The 17,028-nt window shown below is 67.7% G+C and carries 16 protein-coding genes; 9 read left to right on the plus strand and 7 right to left on the minus strand.

The features are described 5' to 3' along the window. Positions 1–29 precede the first annotated feature (29 nt). Both ACQHI0_RS06565 and ACQHI0_RS06570 read left to right on the plus strand, forming a co-directional pair. Complete coding sequence (locus ACQHI0_RS06565; protein ID WP_427907023.1) at positions 30–1,133, plus strand: glutamate--cysteine ligase; 1,104 nt, start codon at positions 30–32, stop codon at positions 1,131–1,133. A 145-nt stretch (positions 1,134–1,278) separates the two neighbouring features. Beyond that, positions 1,279–1,725, plus strand: a complete 447-nt coding sequence (locus ACQHI0_RS06570) for an anti-sigma factor antagonist (RefSeq protein WP_427907024.1) — start codon at positions 1,279–1,281, stop codon at positions 1,723–1,725. Here the strand turns inward: ACQHI0_RS06570 and ACQHI0_RS06575 are convergent. Continuing rightward, positions 1,676–2,458: an alpha/beta fold hydrolase gene (locus ACQHI0_RS06575; protein ID WP_427907025.1), complete on the minus strand. Its 783-nt coding sequence runs from the start codon at positions 2,456–2,458 to the stop codon at positions 1,676–1,678. The genes ACQHI0_RS06570 and ACQHI0_RS06575 overlap by 50 nt on opposite strands. Before the next feature lie 274 nt (positions 2,459–2,732). Here ACQHI0_RS06575 and ACQHI0_RS06580 point away from each other — a divergent pair, with 274 nt between their 5' ends. The 3 genes from ACQHI0_RS06580 to ACQHI0_RS06590 are packed head-to-tail and all read left to right on the plus strand — an operon-like array spanning position 2,733 to position 6,291. Continuing rightward, complete coding sequence (locus ACQHI0_RS06580) at positions 2,733–3,236, plus strand: 2Fe-2S iron-sulfur cluster-binding protein (protein ID WP_427907026.1); 504 nt, start codon at positions 2,733–2,735, stop codon at positions 3,234–3,236. Further along, positions 3,233–4,219, plus strand: coding sequence for an FAD binding domain-containing protein (locus ACQHI0_RS06585; RefSeq protein WP_427907027.1), 987 nt, complete (start codon positions 3,233–3,235; stop codon positions 4,217–4,219). The genes ACQHI0_RS06580 and ACQHI0_RS06585 overlap by 4 nt, the downstream gene beginning before the upstream one ends. Then, positions 4,216–6,291 carry a xanthine dehydrogenase family protein molybdopterin-binding subunit gene (locus tag ACQHI0_RS06590; protein ID WP_427907028.1) on the plus strand — a complete coding sequence of 692 codons (2,076 nt, stop codon included), beginning with the start codon at positions 4,216–4,218 and terminating at the stop codon, positions 6,289–6,291. The genes ACQHI0_RS06585 and ACQHI0_RS06590 overlap by 4 nt, the downstream gene beginning before the upstream one ends. Here ACQHI0_RS06590 and ACQHI0_RS06595 read toward each other — a convergent pair. Beyond that, positions 6,274–6,555 (minus strand): hypothetical protein, encoded by a 282-nt coding sequence (locus ACQHI0_RS06595; protein ID WP_427907029.1) that lies wholly within the window; start codon positions 6,553–6,555, stop codon positions 6,274–6,276. The genes ACQHI0_RS06590 and ACQHI0_RS06595 overlap by 18 nt on opposite strands. Positions 6,556–6,710: 155 nt before the next feature. On the opposite strand from ACQHI0_RS06595, the gene ACQHI0_RS06600 reads away from it, so the two are divergent. Then, a complete protein-coding gene (locus ACQHI0_RS06600; RefSeq protein ID WP_427907030.1) occupies positions 6,711–7,622 on the plus strand; it encodes a hypothetical protein in 912 nt (303 codons plus the stop codon). 7 nt (positions 7,623–7,629) lie between these two features. Here ACQHI0_RS06600 and ACQHI0_RS06605 read toward each other — a convergent pair whose 3' ends face one another. The 3 genes from ACQHI0_RS06605 to ACQHI0_RS06615 all read right to left on the minus strand — a co-directional run bounded on the left by ACQHI0_RS06605 (position 7,630) and on the right by ACQHI0_RS06615 (position 11,366). Then, on the minus strand, positions 7,630–9,306 hold the full coding sequence (locus ACQHI0_RS06605) for a DUF885 domain-containing protein (protein ID WP_427907031.1): 1,677 nt from the start codon (positions 9,304–9,306) through the stop codon (positions 7,630–7,632). A 120-nt stretch (positions 9,307–9,426) separates the two neighbouring features. Beyond that, entirely contained in the window at positions 9,427–10,065 is a 639-nt protein-coding gene (locus ACQHI0_RS06610) for a class I SAM-dependent methyltransferase (RefSeq protein WP_427907032.1), read from the minus strand. Positions 10,066–10,103: 38 nt separating this feature from the next. Further along, positions 10,104–11,366: a transcriptional regulator gene (locus ACQHI0_RS06615; RefSeq protein ID WP_427907033.1), complete on the minus strand. Its 1,263-nt coding sequence runs from the start codon at positions 11,364–11,366 to the stop codon at positions 10,104–10,106. Between the two features lie 99 nt (positions 11,367–11,465). On the opposite strand from ACQHI0_RS06615, the gene ACQHI0_RS06620 reads away from it, so the two are divergent. After that, the gene (locus tag ACQHI0_RS06620) at positions 11,466–13,292 is read left to right on the plus strand and encodes a flavin-containing monooxygenase (RefSeq protein WP_427907034.1); all 1,827 of its coding nucleotides are present in this window, start codon (positions 11,466–11,468) and stop codon (positions 13,290–13,292) included. 48 nt (positions 13,293–13,340) lie between these two features. Here ACQHI0_RS06620 and ACQHI0_RS06625 read toward each other — a convergent pair whose 3' ends face one another. Both ACQHI0_RS06625 and ACQHI0_RS06630 read right to left on the minus strand, forming a co-directional pair. Next, a complete protein-coding gene (locus ACQHI0_RS06625; protein WP_427907035.1) occupies positions 13,341–13,994 on the minus strand; it encodes a DUF3159 domain-containing protein in 654 nt (217 codons plus the stop codon). A 281-nt stretch (positions 13,995–14,275) separates the two neighbouring features. Further along, complete coding sequence (locus ACQHI0_RS06630) at positions 14,276–14,830, minus strand: hypothetical protein (protein ID WP_427907036.1); 555 nt, start codon at positions 14,828–14,830, stop codon at positions 14,276–14,278. A 254-nt stretch (positions 14,831–15,084) separates the two neighbouring features. Here ACQHI0_RS06630 and ACQHI0_RS06635 point away from each other — a divergent pair, with 254 nt between their 5' ends. Beyond that, positions 15,085–15,900: an NAD(P)H-binding protein gene (locus tag ACQHI0_RS06635; protein ID WP_427907037.1), complete on the plus strand. Its 816-nt coding sequence runs from the start codon at positions 15,085–15,087 to the stop codon at positions 15,898–15,900. A 301-nt stretch (positions 15,901–16,201) separates the two neighbouring features. Further along, positions 16,202–17,014 carry a DUF4129 domain-containing protein gene (locus ACQHI0_RS06640; protein WP_427907038.1) on the plus strand — a complete coding sequence of 271 codons (813 nt, stop codon included), beginning with the start codon at positions 16,202–16,204 and terminating at the stop codon, positions 17,012–17,014. Positions 17,015–17,028 lie beyond the last annotated feature (14 nt).

The following is a 17,028-nucleotide window of genomic DNA, read 5'->3' on the forward strand; positions in this document are numbered from 1 at the left end:
CGTTTCAGGAGGTGCTGGAGGTGGGAGAAGTGTCCGCGGATGTTCCGACGGTCGGCGTCGAAGAGGAATTTCTGCTGACCGATCCCGAGTCCGGCGCGCCCGCGCCGAAGAACACGCTGGTCGCCGACACGGCGAAAGAGGCGGGGCTCGATCTGCAGCTGGAATTGACGAGTTGCCAGGTCGAGACGAGCAGCGCGGTACATTCCGAGATCGGCGCCTTGCTGGCGGAATTGCGGACCTCGCGGCGCCGGGTGGCCGAATGCGCGGCCGAGCACCACACCCGCTTGCTCGCGGTGGCGGTTCCGCCGACCGTGCCGCAGGGATATCCGGTCACCGATACCCCGCGCTATCAGCGCATCGCGCATACCTTCGGCATGATCGCCCACGAGCAGGGGCTGTGCGGGTGCCACGTGCACGTGGCGGTGCCCGACCGCGAAACCGCGATCCTCGTCAGCAATCATGTGCGTCCGCGGCTGCCGCTCTTGCTGGCCTTGACCGCGAATTCGGCGATCTATCGCGGCAGCGAAACCGGTTACGCGAGTTGGCGCAGCATTCTGTGGCGTCGGTGGCCCAGTGCGGGCCCACCGCCGTATTTCGCCTCGCTGCGCGACTACGAATCGATCGTGGCGATGATGCGGTCCAGCGGCAGCATTCTCGACAAAAAGATGGTGTATTGGGATATTCGCCCGTCGGAAACTTTTCCGACCGTGGAGATCCGGGTCAGCGATGTTCCGGCGACCGCGACCGAATCCGCCCTGCTGGCCGCGCTCATCCGGGGAATCGTCAGCACCGCACTCGACGCGATCGCACAGGACATCCCCGCCCCCGCGGTGTCCGGCGAAGTCCTGCGCGCCGCCTATTGGAACGCCGCGCGCGCCGGTCTGGACGGCGATGGCCTCGACCTCGTCGCGGGTCGCGTCGTCCCCCATCAGGACCTGCTCGCCGAGCTCGTCGACGACATCGCACCGGCACTGCACCGCTGCGGTGACCACTCGTTCGTCAACGATGCCGTCAAAGCCGTCGGCGAGCGCGGAAACGGCGCGCGCAGGCAGGTGGCGGCGATGCACCGGCGACGCGAGATAGCCGATGTGATCAACGAACTCGCCGACGCCACTCTCGACGGATGCCGCTGACCACGGCACCTGTGCGCATCAGATCCATCACAATCGGTGACAGCGCCGATTCGGCGTGCTGAAATGGGATCACCAGCCGATCTCGAGCCACCTGGATCGGCCTGGGCAGTGCGTATTCCTGCCGGTCTCGAGGGATCGAGTACTCGTGAACACCCATTCCAGCCACGGTGACGAAACGGCTAGGGTCGACCAGCCCGCCCCGGCGCTCCACGCCGAGGTCACCCTCCATCACACGGCGACTGTCCTGCATGTGCGCGGCGAAATCGACGCCGCCAACCTGCCGCGGTGGCGCACCGTTCTCGACGATGCCATCGCGGCGGAGGGGGAGTCGGGCAATCTGGTGATCGACATCAGAGCCGTCACCTTCATGTCCTGCCGGGCGATCCTCGACATGGCCACCCGCGCCCAGCAGGGCACCGTTCGTATGCGGGTCGTGAATCCCGAACAGTCGGTCACCAACCGCATCATCACCGCCGCCGGCCTCACCGAATGGCTGCCCGTCTACGCCAGCCGCACCGAAGCGATGGCCGCCGGTCCCACGCTCAACCGTTCGCGGCATCGGTCAGTATCGGCAGCAACACCTTGGCGCTGACCATGTGGTCCTGCCCGGCGAGCATCCGAAGGGTCGAATGCGGCACGGCGGCGGCCAGCGCCCGCGCCACCTGATGTAGCTCGGACGGACTCTTGTCGCCGACCACCACCCGCACCGGTACCTCGATGCCCGCGAACCGTTCCACCGGCGGGAGGGTTCCGGTGATTGCGATGTCGTACATCAGTGTCGGCGCAAGGGCTTTCATGGTTTTCCAGCCGGGAAAAAGCGGAAGCAGCGCGATGAAAGCTCGTGGCATGCCGATTCCCCGCAGAAAGGTCTTCAATGCCCGGGCGTTCTCGTCCTTCGCGAGGAGGCCGCGTACTTCCTCCGCCAACCGCGCGTAGGAGACCTGCTCGGCTTCGTCGTGCACATACGACGCGTCGTAGATGACGACCCTGTCGATCTTCTCCGGCATCCGGGCCGCCGCTTCGAGCGCCAGCGCGGCACCCGACGAGTGTCCGTAGAGAATCGCCCGCCCACCCGCGGCGTCGACGATCGCCTCGATGTCGTCGACCTCCCGCTCGATCGCATAGGGCAGCGTGTTCCCACTGTCCCCACGCCCGCGCCGGTCATAGTTGTAGACGGTGAATTCCGTGGCGAACACCTTGACGTCGGCGACGATCGGCCGGAATCGCCGGAAACACGTCGCACCGGTGATATAGACCAGCGCCTGCCCACTTCCGGAAACGTCATAGGCGAGCTCCGTACCGTCTTTCGACGTAGCCGTACTCATATTCCCGCTCTCCTTCGCTACCCACATCAGTCCTACCGATAGGACGTCGGTGGCCCCGAAAACTCATCGGTCGCGGATCGGTGCGGTGTCGGCCTGTCTGTTCGAATCACCGAGAGTTCGAACCGCCATCGAGCACGACAGGCGGGCGGTGGGATTGGTAGCGTGGCGGACGTGCGCGTGCGCACAGCGGTTGCGTAGGTGCTGGTAGCGGGCCCGGCCGGGTCGGCTGCGCTAGTCGGTGTGGAGTCCGGATCCCGCGACGAGAGGCCGTTCGATGCGTGCGCAGATCAGTGTGACTGTTGACGGGCAGGCCCGGGTGGTCGACGTCGACACCCGGACGACCCTGTTGGACGTCCTGCGGGAGCGGTTGGGCATCACCAGCCCCAAGAAGGGGTGCGATCGCGGGCAGTGCGGGTCGTGCACGGTCCTGCTGGACGGACGGCGGGCGACACTGTGCCTCGCGTTGGCCGTCGCCCACGACGGGGCGACGATCGTCACCGCCGACGGCCTCGCCGACGGCGACGATCTGCATCCGGTCCAGCAGGCCTTCCTCGAACACGACGGCTTCCAGTGCGGGTACTGCACGCCCGGTCAGATCTGTTCGGCGGTCGGCATGCTCGACGAGGTGAAGGCCGGTGCGCCGAGCCATGTCACCGCGGACCTGATGGCCGAAGTCGAACTGAGCGTCGAGGAGATCCGCGAACGCATGAGCGGCAATCTGTGTCGCTGCGGGGCATATCCCAATATCGTCGCGGCGATTCAGGAGGTCGCTCGATGAGAGAGTTCGCCTACGAACGCGCCACCGACGCGGGGGCGGCGGTTGCCGCCGTGCTCGCCGAGCCCGGCGCTGTATTCCTCGGTGCCGGAACCAATCTCGTCGATCACCTCAAACTCGGGATCATCGCGCCCGGCAAGCTGGTGGATGTCAGCGACCTGCCGTTGGACCAGGTGACCCAGCTTCCCGGCGGTGGCGTGCGCATCGGCGCGGCCGTGCGCAATGCCGATCTCGCCGCGCATCCGGCGATCCGGGCGCGCTATCCGATGCTGTCGGCCGCGCTGTTGGCCGGCGCGTCCGCCCAACTCCGCAACCTCGCCACCACCGGCGGAAACCTGTTGCAGCGCACCAGATGTCCCTACTTCCAGGATTCGACCGTGCCGTGCAACAAGCGCGCGGCGGGGAGCGGCTGCTCAGCGATCGGCGGGTTCGACCGCGACCAGGCCATCCTCGGCGCGTCCGATCAGTGCATCGCCACCCACCCTTCCGACATGGCGGTGGCCATGGTGGCCTTGGGCGCGGTAGTGCGGGTTCTCGGCGCGGTCGGTGAGCGCGAGATCCCGCTGCTCGACCTGTATCGGCTACCCGGCGACGACCCCGAACGCGACACCGTCCTCGATCACGGCGACCTGATCGTCGCCGTCGACCTGCCCGCCCTCGACTGGGCCACCACCTCTACCTATCGCAAGGTCCGCGATCGCGCGTCCTTCGCGTTCGCGCTGGTCTCGGTGGCGGCCGCCGTCGACATCGCCGACGGCGTCGTGCGGGATGCGCGGATCGCCTTCGGCGGTGTCGCGCCGAAACCGTGGCGAGCGCAGTCCGCCGAGATCGCCCTGCGCGGGCGAGCCGCTACCGAGGCGAACTTCGCCGCCGCGGCGGATGCCGAACTCGCCGCGGCACGCCCACAGCGCCAGAACGGTTTCAAGATCCCGCTGGCACGCAATGTCCTGGTCGCGACCCTGCGCGAGCTGAGCGAGGCCCGATGAAGGCACCGGCGATCGGCAGCTCACCCACCCGCGTCGACGGACCGGCCAAGCTCCGCGGTGCCGCGCCCTACGCGATGGAGCATCCGCAGCGGGATCCCCTGTACGCCTTCGCGATTCAGTCGACGATCAGCCGAGGCCGGATCCGCGAGATCGACACCGCGGTGGCCGAGCGGATCGACGGCGTCGTCGCGGTGCTCACCCACCACAACGCGCCCCGCCTCGCCGTCGACGACGACAACGAACTGTTCATCCTGCAGAACGACGAGATCGCCTTCCGCGGGCAGGTGATCGGCGCCGTCGTCGCGACGAGCCTCGAGGTGGCCTGCGAAGCCGTCGACCGGGTGCGGGTGACCTATGACGAACGGCCCGCCGACGCCGAGTTCAGCGCAGACCATCCCGACCTCTACACCCCGGACGAGGTGAGCGGCGGGTTCCCGGCCGGTACCTCGATCGGTGATGTGGAGGCGGCCATGGCCATCGCCCCGGTCACGATCGACCACACCTACACGACCGCGATGGTCCACAACAATCCGATGGAACCGCACGCCACCATCGCGCACTGGACCGACGACTCCCTGGTGCTGTTCGACTCCACCCAGGGCCCCCACGTGGTGCGGGCGAAGATCGCGCCGCTGTTCGGTCTCGACCCCGAGCAGGTGCGGGTGATCGCCCCGTTCGTCGGCGGTGGCTTCGGGTCCAAGGGTGAACCGCATGCCAATATCGTGCTCGCGGCGATGGCGGCGACACTGTCCGGCGGGCGACCGGTGAAGCTGCCGCTGACCAGGCAGCAATTGTTCGCCCTCGCGGGTTACCGCACACCGACCAGCCAGCGGGTGCGGCTCGGCGCGCACCCCGACGGCACCCTGACCGCGATCGCCCACGACGCGATCGCGCAGGCCTCCACGGTGAAGGAATTCGCCGAACCGACCGCGATCGTCACCCGCATGATGTACTCGGCCGCCCACCGATCGACCTCCCACCGGTTCGTCGCGTTGGATGTCGGGGTTTCGTCGTGGATGCGGGCGCCAGGACACTGCCCGGGGATGTTCGCGGCGGAGACGGCGATGGACGAACTCGCCGTGACCCTCGGCATGGATCCGATCGCTCTGCGTGTTCACAACGAACCCGAAGTCGACCCGGAATCGGGACACCCGTTCTCCACGCGCGGGCTGGTCGAGTGCCTGCGTTCCGGGGCGCAGCGCTTCGGGTGGGCCGAGCGCGACCCGGCACCGAGATCGCGGCGCGAAGGCCGATGGCTGATCGGATCGGGGGTCGCGGCGGCCACCTACCCGGCCGACACCTCGGCGGGCAACAGTGCCCGCGTGCGCCGCACCGGCGACCGCTACGAGGTCGCCATCGACGCCGTGGATATCGGCACCGGTACCTGGACCACCCTCGGTCAGATCGCCGCCGACGCACTCGAGGTCGACCACGATCGCATCGACCTGCGGATCGGCGATTCCGACCTACCCAAGGGGACGGTCGCGGGCGGTTCGGCCGGGATGGCGTCCTGGGGCTCGGCCGTGGTGGCGGCCGCAGGCGCGTTCCGTGACCGATTCGGGCCGGATCCCGCCGACGGCGCCGAGATCACGGTGCAAGCGCCCGAATTCCCCGGCCGCGAGAACTTCTCGACCCATGCCTTCGGTGCGCATTTCGTCGAGGTCCGGGTGAACGTCGACACCGCCGAGATCCGGGTTCCCCGCGTGGTCAGTGTTTTCGGCGCGGGCCGGATCATCAATCCACGCACGGCCCGTTCCCAATTCATCGGCGCCGTCACCATGGGGCTGTCGATGGCGCTGTTCGAACAGAGCGAATTCGATCCACGCCTCGGGATGGTGGTCAACCACGACCTCGCCGGGTACCACCTCGCGGTCAACGCCGATATCGGCGAGATCGACGTCAGCTGGATCGACGAACACGACCCGCGGCTGAACCCGATGGGCAGCAAGGGAATCGGCGAGATCGGCATCGTCGGCTCGGCAGCCGCCGTTGGCAACGCGATCTACCATGCCACCGGCGTCCGCGTTCGCCATGTGCCCATCCACGGCGAAGACCTACTGGGCGAGCTGTGACGGCTTCGCGTCAGGTGGCACGTTCATGAACGCGGAAAGCACGTGATCACTGAGGTATAAGCGCAATTCGGTGCGCCACTCGACGGGGATGTCCGCCGGCACCAGATCGAGTGCGTCCTCGACCTCGTCCCATATCCGGGGAAAGGGAATACCGTTGCGCGAGCAGGATTCGACGGCGACCTTCAACTGTTGTGTCAGGCAATCCATCTGTGCGGCCGATGTCACAGTGAATCCCGTATCGAGAAGCAACTCGAGATCGTCCATTGTTTTCCCCTTACCAGTTTCGCGCCCCTGCGGTTGCGCTCAACGTAGGTGAGGCGATCGCGGTGGGGGAAATCGTGCGGATGTTACTGGGCGTTCGGATACGTTCGGGCCGCCGTCTTGTGATTCGCACCGATTGACCGGGGTAAGTTCGACGCATGACCTCCACGGCCCTCTACTGCGGCACTCGCTGGGACGAGCAGGGTCGATGGAGCTACGAGTTGCTCGGCGACGACGGGACCACCGAGCTGATGCCCGGTGTCGGCACGCGGCTGGCGTTCCGGATTGCCGATTCCGGGCGATTCTGCCTGGGCTACCACGGGTTCGGAAACGGCCGTCGCGGGCGGCTGGCCTGCCCGCGCCGCGCCCGGGTCGACGCCGGTCGCCAGTGCGAGCAGTGCCGGATCACCGAGGGATGGTCGGTGGTGCACAGCCATCGCGGTCCGCTCACGGCATTGCCCGAACAGGTTCGCGACTATCTGTCGCAGCCGCATCATCTCTACATCGCCTACTTCGGTGACGGGATGACCAAGGTCGGTACGGCGTCGGCGGCGCGGCGCCACCGCCGTCTGTTCGAGCAGGGTGCGCTGGTCGCTCGCTTCATCACCGATTCCCCTGACGGGCTGCATGTTCGAGATCTCGAACGGACCGTGACCGAGCGGGCCGGGATCGGGCAGTCGGTCGCCGGGGTCACGAAGACCCGCGCCCTGACGAAACCGCTGCGCCCATGGGCGGTCCTGGAATCAGCTGTCGCCGACGCGGCCGAGCACGCCGCCAGCGCCCTGCCCGCCGACATCACCCGCACCGACACTGCCTGGTCGGGTGGGCGGGATTTCTACGCCACCGTCCTCGCGCACGGACGATTCCCGGTGGCGACCGAAATCGCCGGGGAGCCAGGCGAATACGTCATCGACGCGGTGACGGCGCACGGCCATACGATCGCGTGCCGCGATGCCGGCGGCGCGAGTGAACTCGTGCTGGTCAACGACACCCGCCTCGTCGGGCGCCGCATCGAGCTCGACCCTGCGATCACGGCCGTCGCGCAGCCCGCGCAAACCAGTCTCTTCTGATCAGCCCTCACGCCATCGCGGCGAGTTGTTCGCGCATCGTGTCCAGGCCCATGCCGCCCAATCGTAAAGCGCGCGTGTGGAAGTCCTTCACGTCGAACGAGGCTCCCGCGCGCGCACGCGCCTCGTCGCGCGCTGTCAGCCACAGGCGTTCGCCGATCTTGTACGCGGGTGCTTGTCCGGGCCAGCCCAGATAGCGGTCGATCTCGTCACGCGCGGTGGCCGCGTCGGCGAGGGTCCGTGTCAGCAGGAATTCCAGGCCGAGATCGGGTGTCCACCGCTCGCCCTCGTGGAAGTCGGTGCCCGCCGGAATCTCCCATTCGAGGTGCATCCCGATGTCCACGACCACGCGGGCGGCGCGGAACAGTTGCTGGGAGAGCATGCCGAACAGGTCGCCGTCGTCGTCGAGGTAGCCGAGTTCCTGCATGAGGCGTTCGGCGTAGAGTGCCCACCCCTCGCCGTGTCCGGACGTGAACGACATCAATCGCTGGTAGATGTTCAGTGAATCCGCCTCGCGCACCGCCGTCGCGATCTGGAGGTGATGGCCGGGCACCCCCTCGTGATAGACCGTGCTGACCTCACGCCAGGTAGCGAAATCCTCTTTGCCGGGCTCCACCGACCAGGTCATGCGCCCGGGACGGCTGAAGTCCGCGGTCGGGCCGATGTAGTACGCGCCGACCACCCCGCCCGGCGGTGCGATGGTGCACTCCAGCTCCATGAGTTCGTCGGGGATCTCGAAGTGCCTGTCGCGCAGTGATTCCAGGGCTTCGTCGGACACCTTCTGCAGCCAGGCCCGGAGTTCGGCCTGCCCGCGCACCCGGTACTTCGGGTGGGCGTCGAGCGCTGCTGCCGTCTCGGTGAGGCAGGCGCCCGGTGCGATACGGGCGGCAACGGCCAACATCTCGGCCTCCAGCCTGGCGAACTCCGCCCAGCCCCACTCATAGGCTTCGCGCAGGTCGAGGTCGGCGCCGGTGAAATAGCGCGACCAGAGGCGGTAGGTGTGCTCGCCGACCGCGTCCTTGGCAGGCGATTTCGGCATGAGGTCGGCGCGCAGGAACTCGGCGAGGGCACCATAGGCCTGCTCGGCTGCGTGCGCGGCCTGCCGCAATCGCGCCAGTGGCGCACCGTCGACACCGTCCGCGGCGGCGACGAAACTGGTGAAGAACCCGGTCTTGGCGCCCGAACCCGCCCAGGCGTCCGCCTGCTCGGCAACCTTGACGACCTGCCGTAGCGCACTCACCTGCCCGCGCTCCGCCGCGACCAGCAGCGAGGCACGGACACCGGCCAGCGCCTCCGGTACCCCCACGAGACGCTCGGCGATCACCGCCCAGTCCGCGGCGGTCTCGGCGGCCATCACGTCGAACACCATCCGGATGTTCTGCACCGGGCTTTCGATCACATTGAGCGAGGCGAGGGGGAGCCCGGCGTCGTGGATCTGTACTTCCAGCCCGACGCGTTCGGTGAATACGGCTTTCGCCGAGCGCTCGCCGTGGTCGACCGGGTGCGCGTCCTGCATGGCGCGCAGCGCGTTTCGCGCGATCTCCGCCCGCGCCGCATGGCCCGCAGGCGAATAGTCGGTGAGACGGTTGTCGTGTCCGGCGATGCCGAACATGGTCGCCGTGACCGGATCCGCGGCCGCGTACTCCTCGACGAACCGATCAGCTATCTCGTTCACACGCTGAGCCATGGTGACACGCTAACGGTGATCGGCCGTCGATGGGCGACCAACTCCGCGGGGGTGACGGCCGCCGGTGCTAGGCGTTCTCGTCCACCCGCGCCCGCTGGTTCTCGTGCTCCTCCATGACCGTCATGCGCCGGGTCGGGTTCGGGCGTCGGCGCCGGTGCGCGAGAACACCGCGACCAGGAAGTCGGAGTCCTCGGTGAAGGGCCGCAGGTCCCAGGTCGAGAGCAGCAGGTCGACCGTGAGACCGGCCGATTCGGCGTCAGCCAGGAATTCGGCGAACTCGTAGCCGCGGTTCGCCCCGAATCCGATGACAGCGCGTCCGCGCGGAGCCAGCTGCCGGGCGAAACCCCGCAGCACCGCCGATCGGGTGGACGGAGCGAGAAATGTCACCACGTTGCCCGCGCACACGACGACGTCGAAGTCGGCAACCGGCAGATCCAGCTCCGCGAGGTCGCCGACCACCCACGTCGGACCCGGGTAGTCCACCCGCGCCGCCTCGATGAGCACCGGATCCACATCGACGCCCACCACCGTGTGTCCCGCCTCGTGCAGATAACCACCGGTCCGCCCCGCCCCGCATCCCGCGTCGAGAACCCGGCTACCGCGCTCGACCATCGCATCGATCAGCCGGGCCTCACCCACGATGTCGGTCCCCTGCGCGGCCAGATCCCGAAATCGCTCCACGTACCGGCTCGAATGCGTCGGATCAGCGGCGACAATGTCTTCCCACCCGCTGCGTGTGCGTTCGTTCGACGCGTTCATGATCGCTGCCTCCTCGGATTCGTCCGTGCCAGACGACCCTAGAGGCTCCGCTCGGACAGGGCACGCAGGCCGGGGGCGGTGGCGTGGCGGACGAAATCGCAGTCGGCCAGGCGGTCGGTGTTGCCGAGTTCGATTGTCAGCCGGACGGATTCGGCCAACCGGTAGGGTCGGCTGGCTACGACGGCACCGAGTACGCGGCGCAACCGTGACACTTCCGCGCGGACCGCGACCGCATGGTCGGGGTCGCCGAACAGCGCGTTGCTGAGCTGGTGCACGGTCATACCGTTGCGCAGGTGCAGCAGCAGGAGGATCTCCGCGTGCCGGGCGGAAAGCGGACTACCCCAACCGGTTTCGGCGCCGTAGACCCGTACTGCCGGCGGACCCGACAGGTCGAGCTCCAGCCGCACGACGCGAGCGCCGGTATCGGGCCGGATCAACCAGCCGCCGGCGAGCTGCTCGGCGACACACTGGCCGAGGCCGGGAACGGTGATCGCGCGATCCGCCCGGGGAACGGCGACCCGACTGGCGGTGATGCCCATGGCGTGGGCGACCCAGCCGTGCTCGTCCACCAGCACCGCCGGACCCGTCAGCGCGGCGAGGGCGGGACCAGCGGCCGAGCGTAGACGGGCCAGTCGGCCTTCGTGCTGACGCCACAGTTGCGACTCCGCGAGCCGGACACCGGTGGCGACCAGTGCGGTGACGGCAGGATGCAGGGTCAGCGCGGGCCCGCTGAGATCGACGATGCCGAGAAGTTCGCCGGTGCGTGGGTCGTGGATCGGGGCCGCGGTGCAGTACCACGGATGCTGGAACTGTTCGAAATGCTCACCCGAGAACAGTTGTACCGGGCTGGCCTCGGTGAGCGCGGTCCCGATGGCATTGGTCCCGACCGCGTCCTCGGTCCACCACGCCCCTTCCCGGAAACCGAGCGAATCCGCGCGATGGCGGACCTTCGCCGAGCCGTACCGCCACAGCACCACGCCCTCGGCATCGGTGACGACGAGCATCAGCTGCGACGAGGTGTCGGCCAGGCTCGACACCGCCTGGGTCAGCTCGTCGATCACCGAGCTCAGCGCGGACTCGCGCCGGCGGCGTTCGATCTCGTCGGGACTCAGCGTCGCGCGGGCGCCGATCCGATCGGGCGTCAGACCCGCCGCCATGGCCCGCGACCACGACCGGGCGACGAGCGGGCGCGGCCGCAACGGCGACTGCCCACCGCCGATCACCGCATCGTGCATCCGGATCAGCTCGCGCGCATAGCCGGACAGGTCGGTGCCGGGTGCGACCGCGTTGAAATCGCCCACGATCGAAGCCCTCCATCCCGTTGCAACGTGCTGCAACGATTGTGCCACCGCCACCCGATGTCGTGTGCTCTAGGTCACAGATAGTTCGAGGAGGATTCGATGACCCAGACACTCGACCCCGCGGTGAGCGGGTCGGACGCGACCGGGCCCCAGCAGCGGGTGGACGCCTGGCTGACAGCATTCGAGGCAGCGCTGGCCGCGCGTGATGCCGAGGCCGCGGCGAGCATGTTCGCCCTCGACAGTTTCTGGCGCGACCTGGTCGCGTTCACCTGGAACATCAAAACCGTCGAGGGGCCCGCGGGCGTCGCCGAGTTGCTCCGCGCGCAGCTCGCCGACACAGATCCGTCCGGATTCCACACCACCGAACCGCCGACCGAGGCCGACGGGGTGATCAGCGCCTGGATCGGATTCGACACCGGCGCCGGTCGTGGCGTCGGCCATCTGCGGCTCACCGACGAGGGCGCGTGGACCATGCTGACCGCCCTGCAGGAGCTGAAAGGCCACGAAGAAGGTAAGGGCGTCCGGCGACCGAAGGGTGTGCGGCACGGCGCCGACCCCGATCGAGTCACCTGGACCGAACAGCGTGAGCGCGAAGCGGCCGAACTCGGCTACACCCGGCAGCCGTTCGTGCTCGTGGTCGGTGGCGGACAGGGCGGCATCGCGCTCGGTGCGCGGCTGCGGCAACTCGGCGTGCCCGCGCTCGTCGTCGACAAGCACGAGCGGCCCGGTGACCAGTGGCGCAACCGGTACAAATCGCTGTGCCTGCACGACCCGGTCTGGTACGACCACCTGCCGTATCTGCCCTTTCCCGACAACTGGCCGGTGTTCGCGCCCAAGGACAAGGTCGGCGACTGGCTCGAGATGTACACGAAGGTGATGGAGGTGCCGTACTGGTCCAAGACCACCTGCACCTCGGCGCGCTACGACGAGTCCGCGGGGGAGTGGATCGTCGAGGTCGAGCGGGACGGCGAGCCCGTGGTGCTGCGGCCGCGGCATCTGGTGCTGGCGACGGGGATGTCGGGCAAACCGAATGTCCCGAATTTCCCTGGCATGGAGCGCTTTCGAGGCGATCAGCACCATTCCAGTCAGCACTCGGGACCGGACCGGTACGCCGGCAAACGAGCGGTGGTGATCGGCGCGAACAACTCCGCACACGATATCTGCGCCGCCCTCTGGGAGGCGGGCGCCGATGTCACCATGGTGCAGCGTTCCTCGACACACATCGTCAAGTCGGACTCGCTGATGGAACTCGGGCTCGGCGACCTCTACTCCGAACGTGCCCTTGCTGCCGGAATGACCACGCAGAAAGCCGATCTCACGTTCGCCTCGCTGCCCTACCGGATCATGCACGAATTCCAGATCCCGATCTACCAGGCAATCCGTGAACGAGACGCCGACTTCTACGCGCGACTCGAGCGCGCCGGATTCCAGCTCGACTGGGGCGACGACCATTCCGGGCTGTTCATGAAATACCTGCGCCGTGGCTCGGGCTACTACATCGATGTCGGGGCCGCCGAACTCGTCGCCGACGGTGCCATCGGGTTGGCGCACGGGCAGGTGCGCGAGCTGACCGAGGACAGCGTGATCCTCGTTGACGGCACAGAATTGCCCGCCGACCTGGTCGTGTATGCCACCGGCTACGGTTCGATGAACGGCTGGGCGGCCGACCTCATCGGTCAGGACGTCGCCGATGCGGTGGGCAAGTGCTGGGGGTTCGGTTCCGGGACGACGAAGGATCCGGGGCCGTGGGAAGGCGAGCTGCGCAATATGTGGAAGCCGACCAAACAGCCGGGTCTGTGGTTCCACGGCGGCAATCTGCATCAGTCGCGCCACTATTCGCTGTATCTCGCGCTCCAGCTCAAAGCCCGCTTCGAAGGGATTCCGACCCCGGTCTTCGGACAGCAGGAAGTTCATCACCTGAGCTGACAGGCGCGTGGTGGCCGAGCTCGCGGGGCCGGCCACCACACAGGACCGTCAGGCCAGGCGCTTCGTCGAGCGACGAAATGCCCAGACGACCACCAGTAGCGCCAGCGCCAGCAGTGGGGTGCCCATGACGATCTTCGCGGTGGCCAGCCAGCCTGCCGCTCCGGTGTCGTAGAGCCAGTCCTGGACGACGTAGCGGCTGGCGAACATGGTGGCGAGGGCGAGCGTGGCGATGTCGTGCGCGCGCAGCGACGGGCGGTCTTGTCGCCAGGCGAACTTGTTGCCGTGCACGGCGTTCCACAGCAATCCGGTCAGCGGCCGACGGGTCAGCAGCGAGAGCAGCGCCACGACGGCACCGGCCAGACTGGCCCAGATGCCGATCAGGAAGAATCCGCCGGCCGACCCGGTCCACGCTGCGACCGCACCGGCTACGACGACACCGGCGAGCCCGCCGCTCGCCTGGACGCCGGGCTCACCACGTGCGATCCGAAGTCCCATGATCACCAGGGCGACGGTGACCGCTGAGCCGATGGCGATCGGCAGCGCCACCAGCGCGTTCGCCGTGACGAACACGATGATCGGGATGGCCGTGTAGATCATGCCGGTCGGACCGCCGAGCTGATCGATCAGCTGCTGTGCCGGATCGGCCGACGGGGCCGTCTGTTCGATATCGCCGAGTGTGCGCTGGGATTCGGGCTGAGGCATGGTGTTCTCCAAGATGTCGCGCGAACAGGATGTTGTGCGAGTAGCGATGACAACGTTCGTCGCTCTGACTGCCGAAAAACAGTGCGTGACAACATCGTTTGGCGTGACAGCGGCACGGGTGCGGCATGACATCTGTCATGGCGGGCCCACTGAGGTGACGCTCGACCGCGCGGAGAACAGTGACGCGGGTAGCGGTGATGGCCCGAGTAGCAGGGGCATCACCTGAGCTGACGCCGAGCGCGGTGGCCGACCTTGCTCGGGTCGGCCACCGGCGGGTGCCGTTACGGCGTCGAGTAGCCGATGAGGGCGCCGATGCCCGCACCGATCGGGATGGTGACCAGGGCGCCGACTCCGCCGAGGAAGAAGCCGAGCACCGCGCCGATGCCCGCGCCGATCAGGGCGCCGATGCCCGCGTTGTGCTGCTTGCGGGCCTGGGTGTCAGCGGCCTGGTCGATGAACGCGGCCATGTTGGCGTTGACGACGGCCGGTGCGGCGGTGGGACTCAGTGTCACCGACCGGCCGTCGGCGGAGACGGCGGCGGCCAGGTCGAAATCGCCTGCGCCGGTGAGGATGCGGGTCGGCAGGGTGGTGACCACCCGGCTCGCCGCATCGGTCAAGGTGACTGCTCCGCCGGTGATACCGAACCTGCCATCGAGAGCCGACACTGTGAGCCCGGAGCCATCGGCCAGCGGGCTCGCGGTGAACGTCACGCCGTTGTCGACGCCCTGCACGGCCGGAACCGCGGCTGATGGTGCGGCCTGCGCGGTGGTGGTGGCCGCGAAACCGACTGTTCCTGCTGCGAGAACGGCGATCACGCCGAATCGTGAGAATTGCATCCTGCCCCTCCAGTCTGCCCGCCTGGTCCGGCGGAACATCCTCTGCCGGACCGGATCTCGGTCCGAGGACATTTTCGCATCGCCGACGATCACGGGGAACCCACCAGTGGTAATACCGTAAAAACATCACCACTTCGCGGTGAATATTGAATTACCTGTGCCACACCATAGATTTCGATACGGTCGCCGAAGGTGCTCCGCTCACGCGAAAATCGCCATGTGCGCCGGTCGGATTTCGTTGGCAGGATCGGGTCATGACAATTCTGGTTACCGGGGCGACGGCGAACATCGGGCGGATGGTCGTCGACCAGCTGCTCGCGCGCGGCGCGACCGATGTTCGTGCGCTGACTATCAATCCGGGCAAGGCCGCGCTGCCCGACGGGGTTCAGGTGGCCAAGGGGCATCTGGGACGGCCCGAAAGCCTGGCCGCGGCGTTCGAGGGTGTTGATCGAATGTATCTGGCACCGTCGCCGGGCACTGTCGGCGAGGTGCTGGCGGCGGCGCGGGCGGCCGGGGTGCGCCACGTCGTCGATCTGTCCGGTGAGCCCGAAAGCTGGTGGGGCAGTGTGTGTAACGCGGTCGAAGGCAGTGGGCTCGACTGGACTCATCTGTGGCCCGCGGACTTCATGGAGAACACGCTCACGTGGTCGCAGCAGATCCGCGAATCCGGTGTCATCCGGGAACCGAACCCCGACACCGCGAGTGCGCCCATCGCCATGAACGACATCGCGGCCGTCGCCGCGACCGCACTGCTGACCGACGGCCACGTGGGCCGCGCGCACGCACTCGCGGGCCCGGAGATCCTCACCCGCGCAGACCTGGTCGCCCACCTCGCCGACGCCCTCGACCGCGACATCACCTTCCGGACCTCGACGCGTGCGGAGACCATCACCGCCCTGGAACCCGCCATGGGCGACAACACCACCTGGTACGTCGACAATGTCCTGCTCGACTTCGCCCCACCCCCGCAATCGCTGCCGACCACCAGCGTCGAAGACATCACCGGCCACCCCGCCACCACCTTCGGACACTGGGCGCGCGCCAACGCCGCCCGCTTTCTCGCCGACTGACCGACGAGGCCACTTTTCCTTGCTCCGGGAAAGGAGATGTTGCGAGGTACAAGGAATCAGTAGGCGCTGAGGGAGTTCGACCAAATCATTGTGTGGCCGGTTCTCCGCGGCCATCCGAAATGCCACTATGTGGGCGTTTCGGGTGGCTTCGAAGGGGTTCGGCGGTAGGTCTGTGGGAAAGATATCGGCGTCAATAGGTCGGCTCGTCGCGGCGATCGCCTTGATTGTCGCGGCGATTATCGCGCTGCACGGGCGTTTACCTGGGACCGTTGTTCCCGATGAAACCGGCGGGACTTCGCCGATGGCTGTCGCATTGATGCCGGTGTTGTTGCTGGTGTCGGTGGTGATCTTGCTGGCGGGGGTCATCGTCAGTCAGCACCGGCTGCCGTTGGCGATGCCCGCCCTCGAGCATGATCGCCGGATTCGCTTGTCGTTCAAGCGGTTCGCGGTGCTGGCTCCGGTGGCCCTGAGTGCAGTCGCGCTGACCTTCGCGGTCGGCATCACCATGCTGTTCGTGTTGCCCGGTGCGCGACGTCAGCCGGCTCGGGTCGACGAGGGGCGGCCGCCGGTGCCGGACGCGGTCGACGTGCGGGTGGTCGATTCGGCGGTCGACTCGTCGCGTCTGAGTGGGATGGCGCTGCTGGGAGCGGTGGGGCTGGCGATCGTGCTGATCGGCATCGCGGTGACCGGCCTCGTCGGCGCCACCGTGGCCGGTCGGCGGGCACCCCGGGTCGACGGGGTGGAACTGACCGAGGAGGAAGTCTCGAATGCGGTCGACTCGTTGACCAGGGCCGCCGAGATGGGCCTGGCGGCGATGAACGCGCCGGGTCAGGATCCGCGCACCGCGGTGATCGCCTGCTATGTGGCGATGGAAGCCGGGCTGGCCGCGGATCGTGCTGCGGCACCGTTGATTTCGGATACCCCCAAGGAAGTACTGGAGCGGGCATTCGACAGTGGCGTGCTGCACGACGACGGCGCCCACGAACTGGTCGCACTGTTCGAGGAGGCCAGGTTCAGCCCGCACGCGATGTTGGGCTGGCAGCGCATCCGCGCCGAACAACTTCTGCGACTGGTCCTCGCCGACCTCCAGGCCCGCGACGAGGTGCCCGTGTAACCCGTTCCGCGACC

Origin of the sequence: Nocardia sp. FBN12 (genome assembly GCF_050320175.1) — a bacterium.
Lineage (GTDB): Bacteria > Actinomycetota > Actinomycetes > Mycobacteriales > Mycobacteriaceae > Nocardia.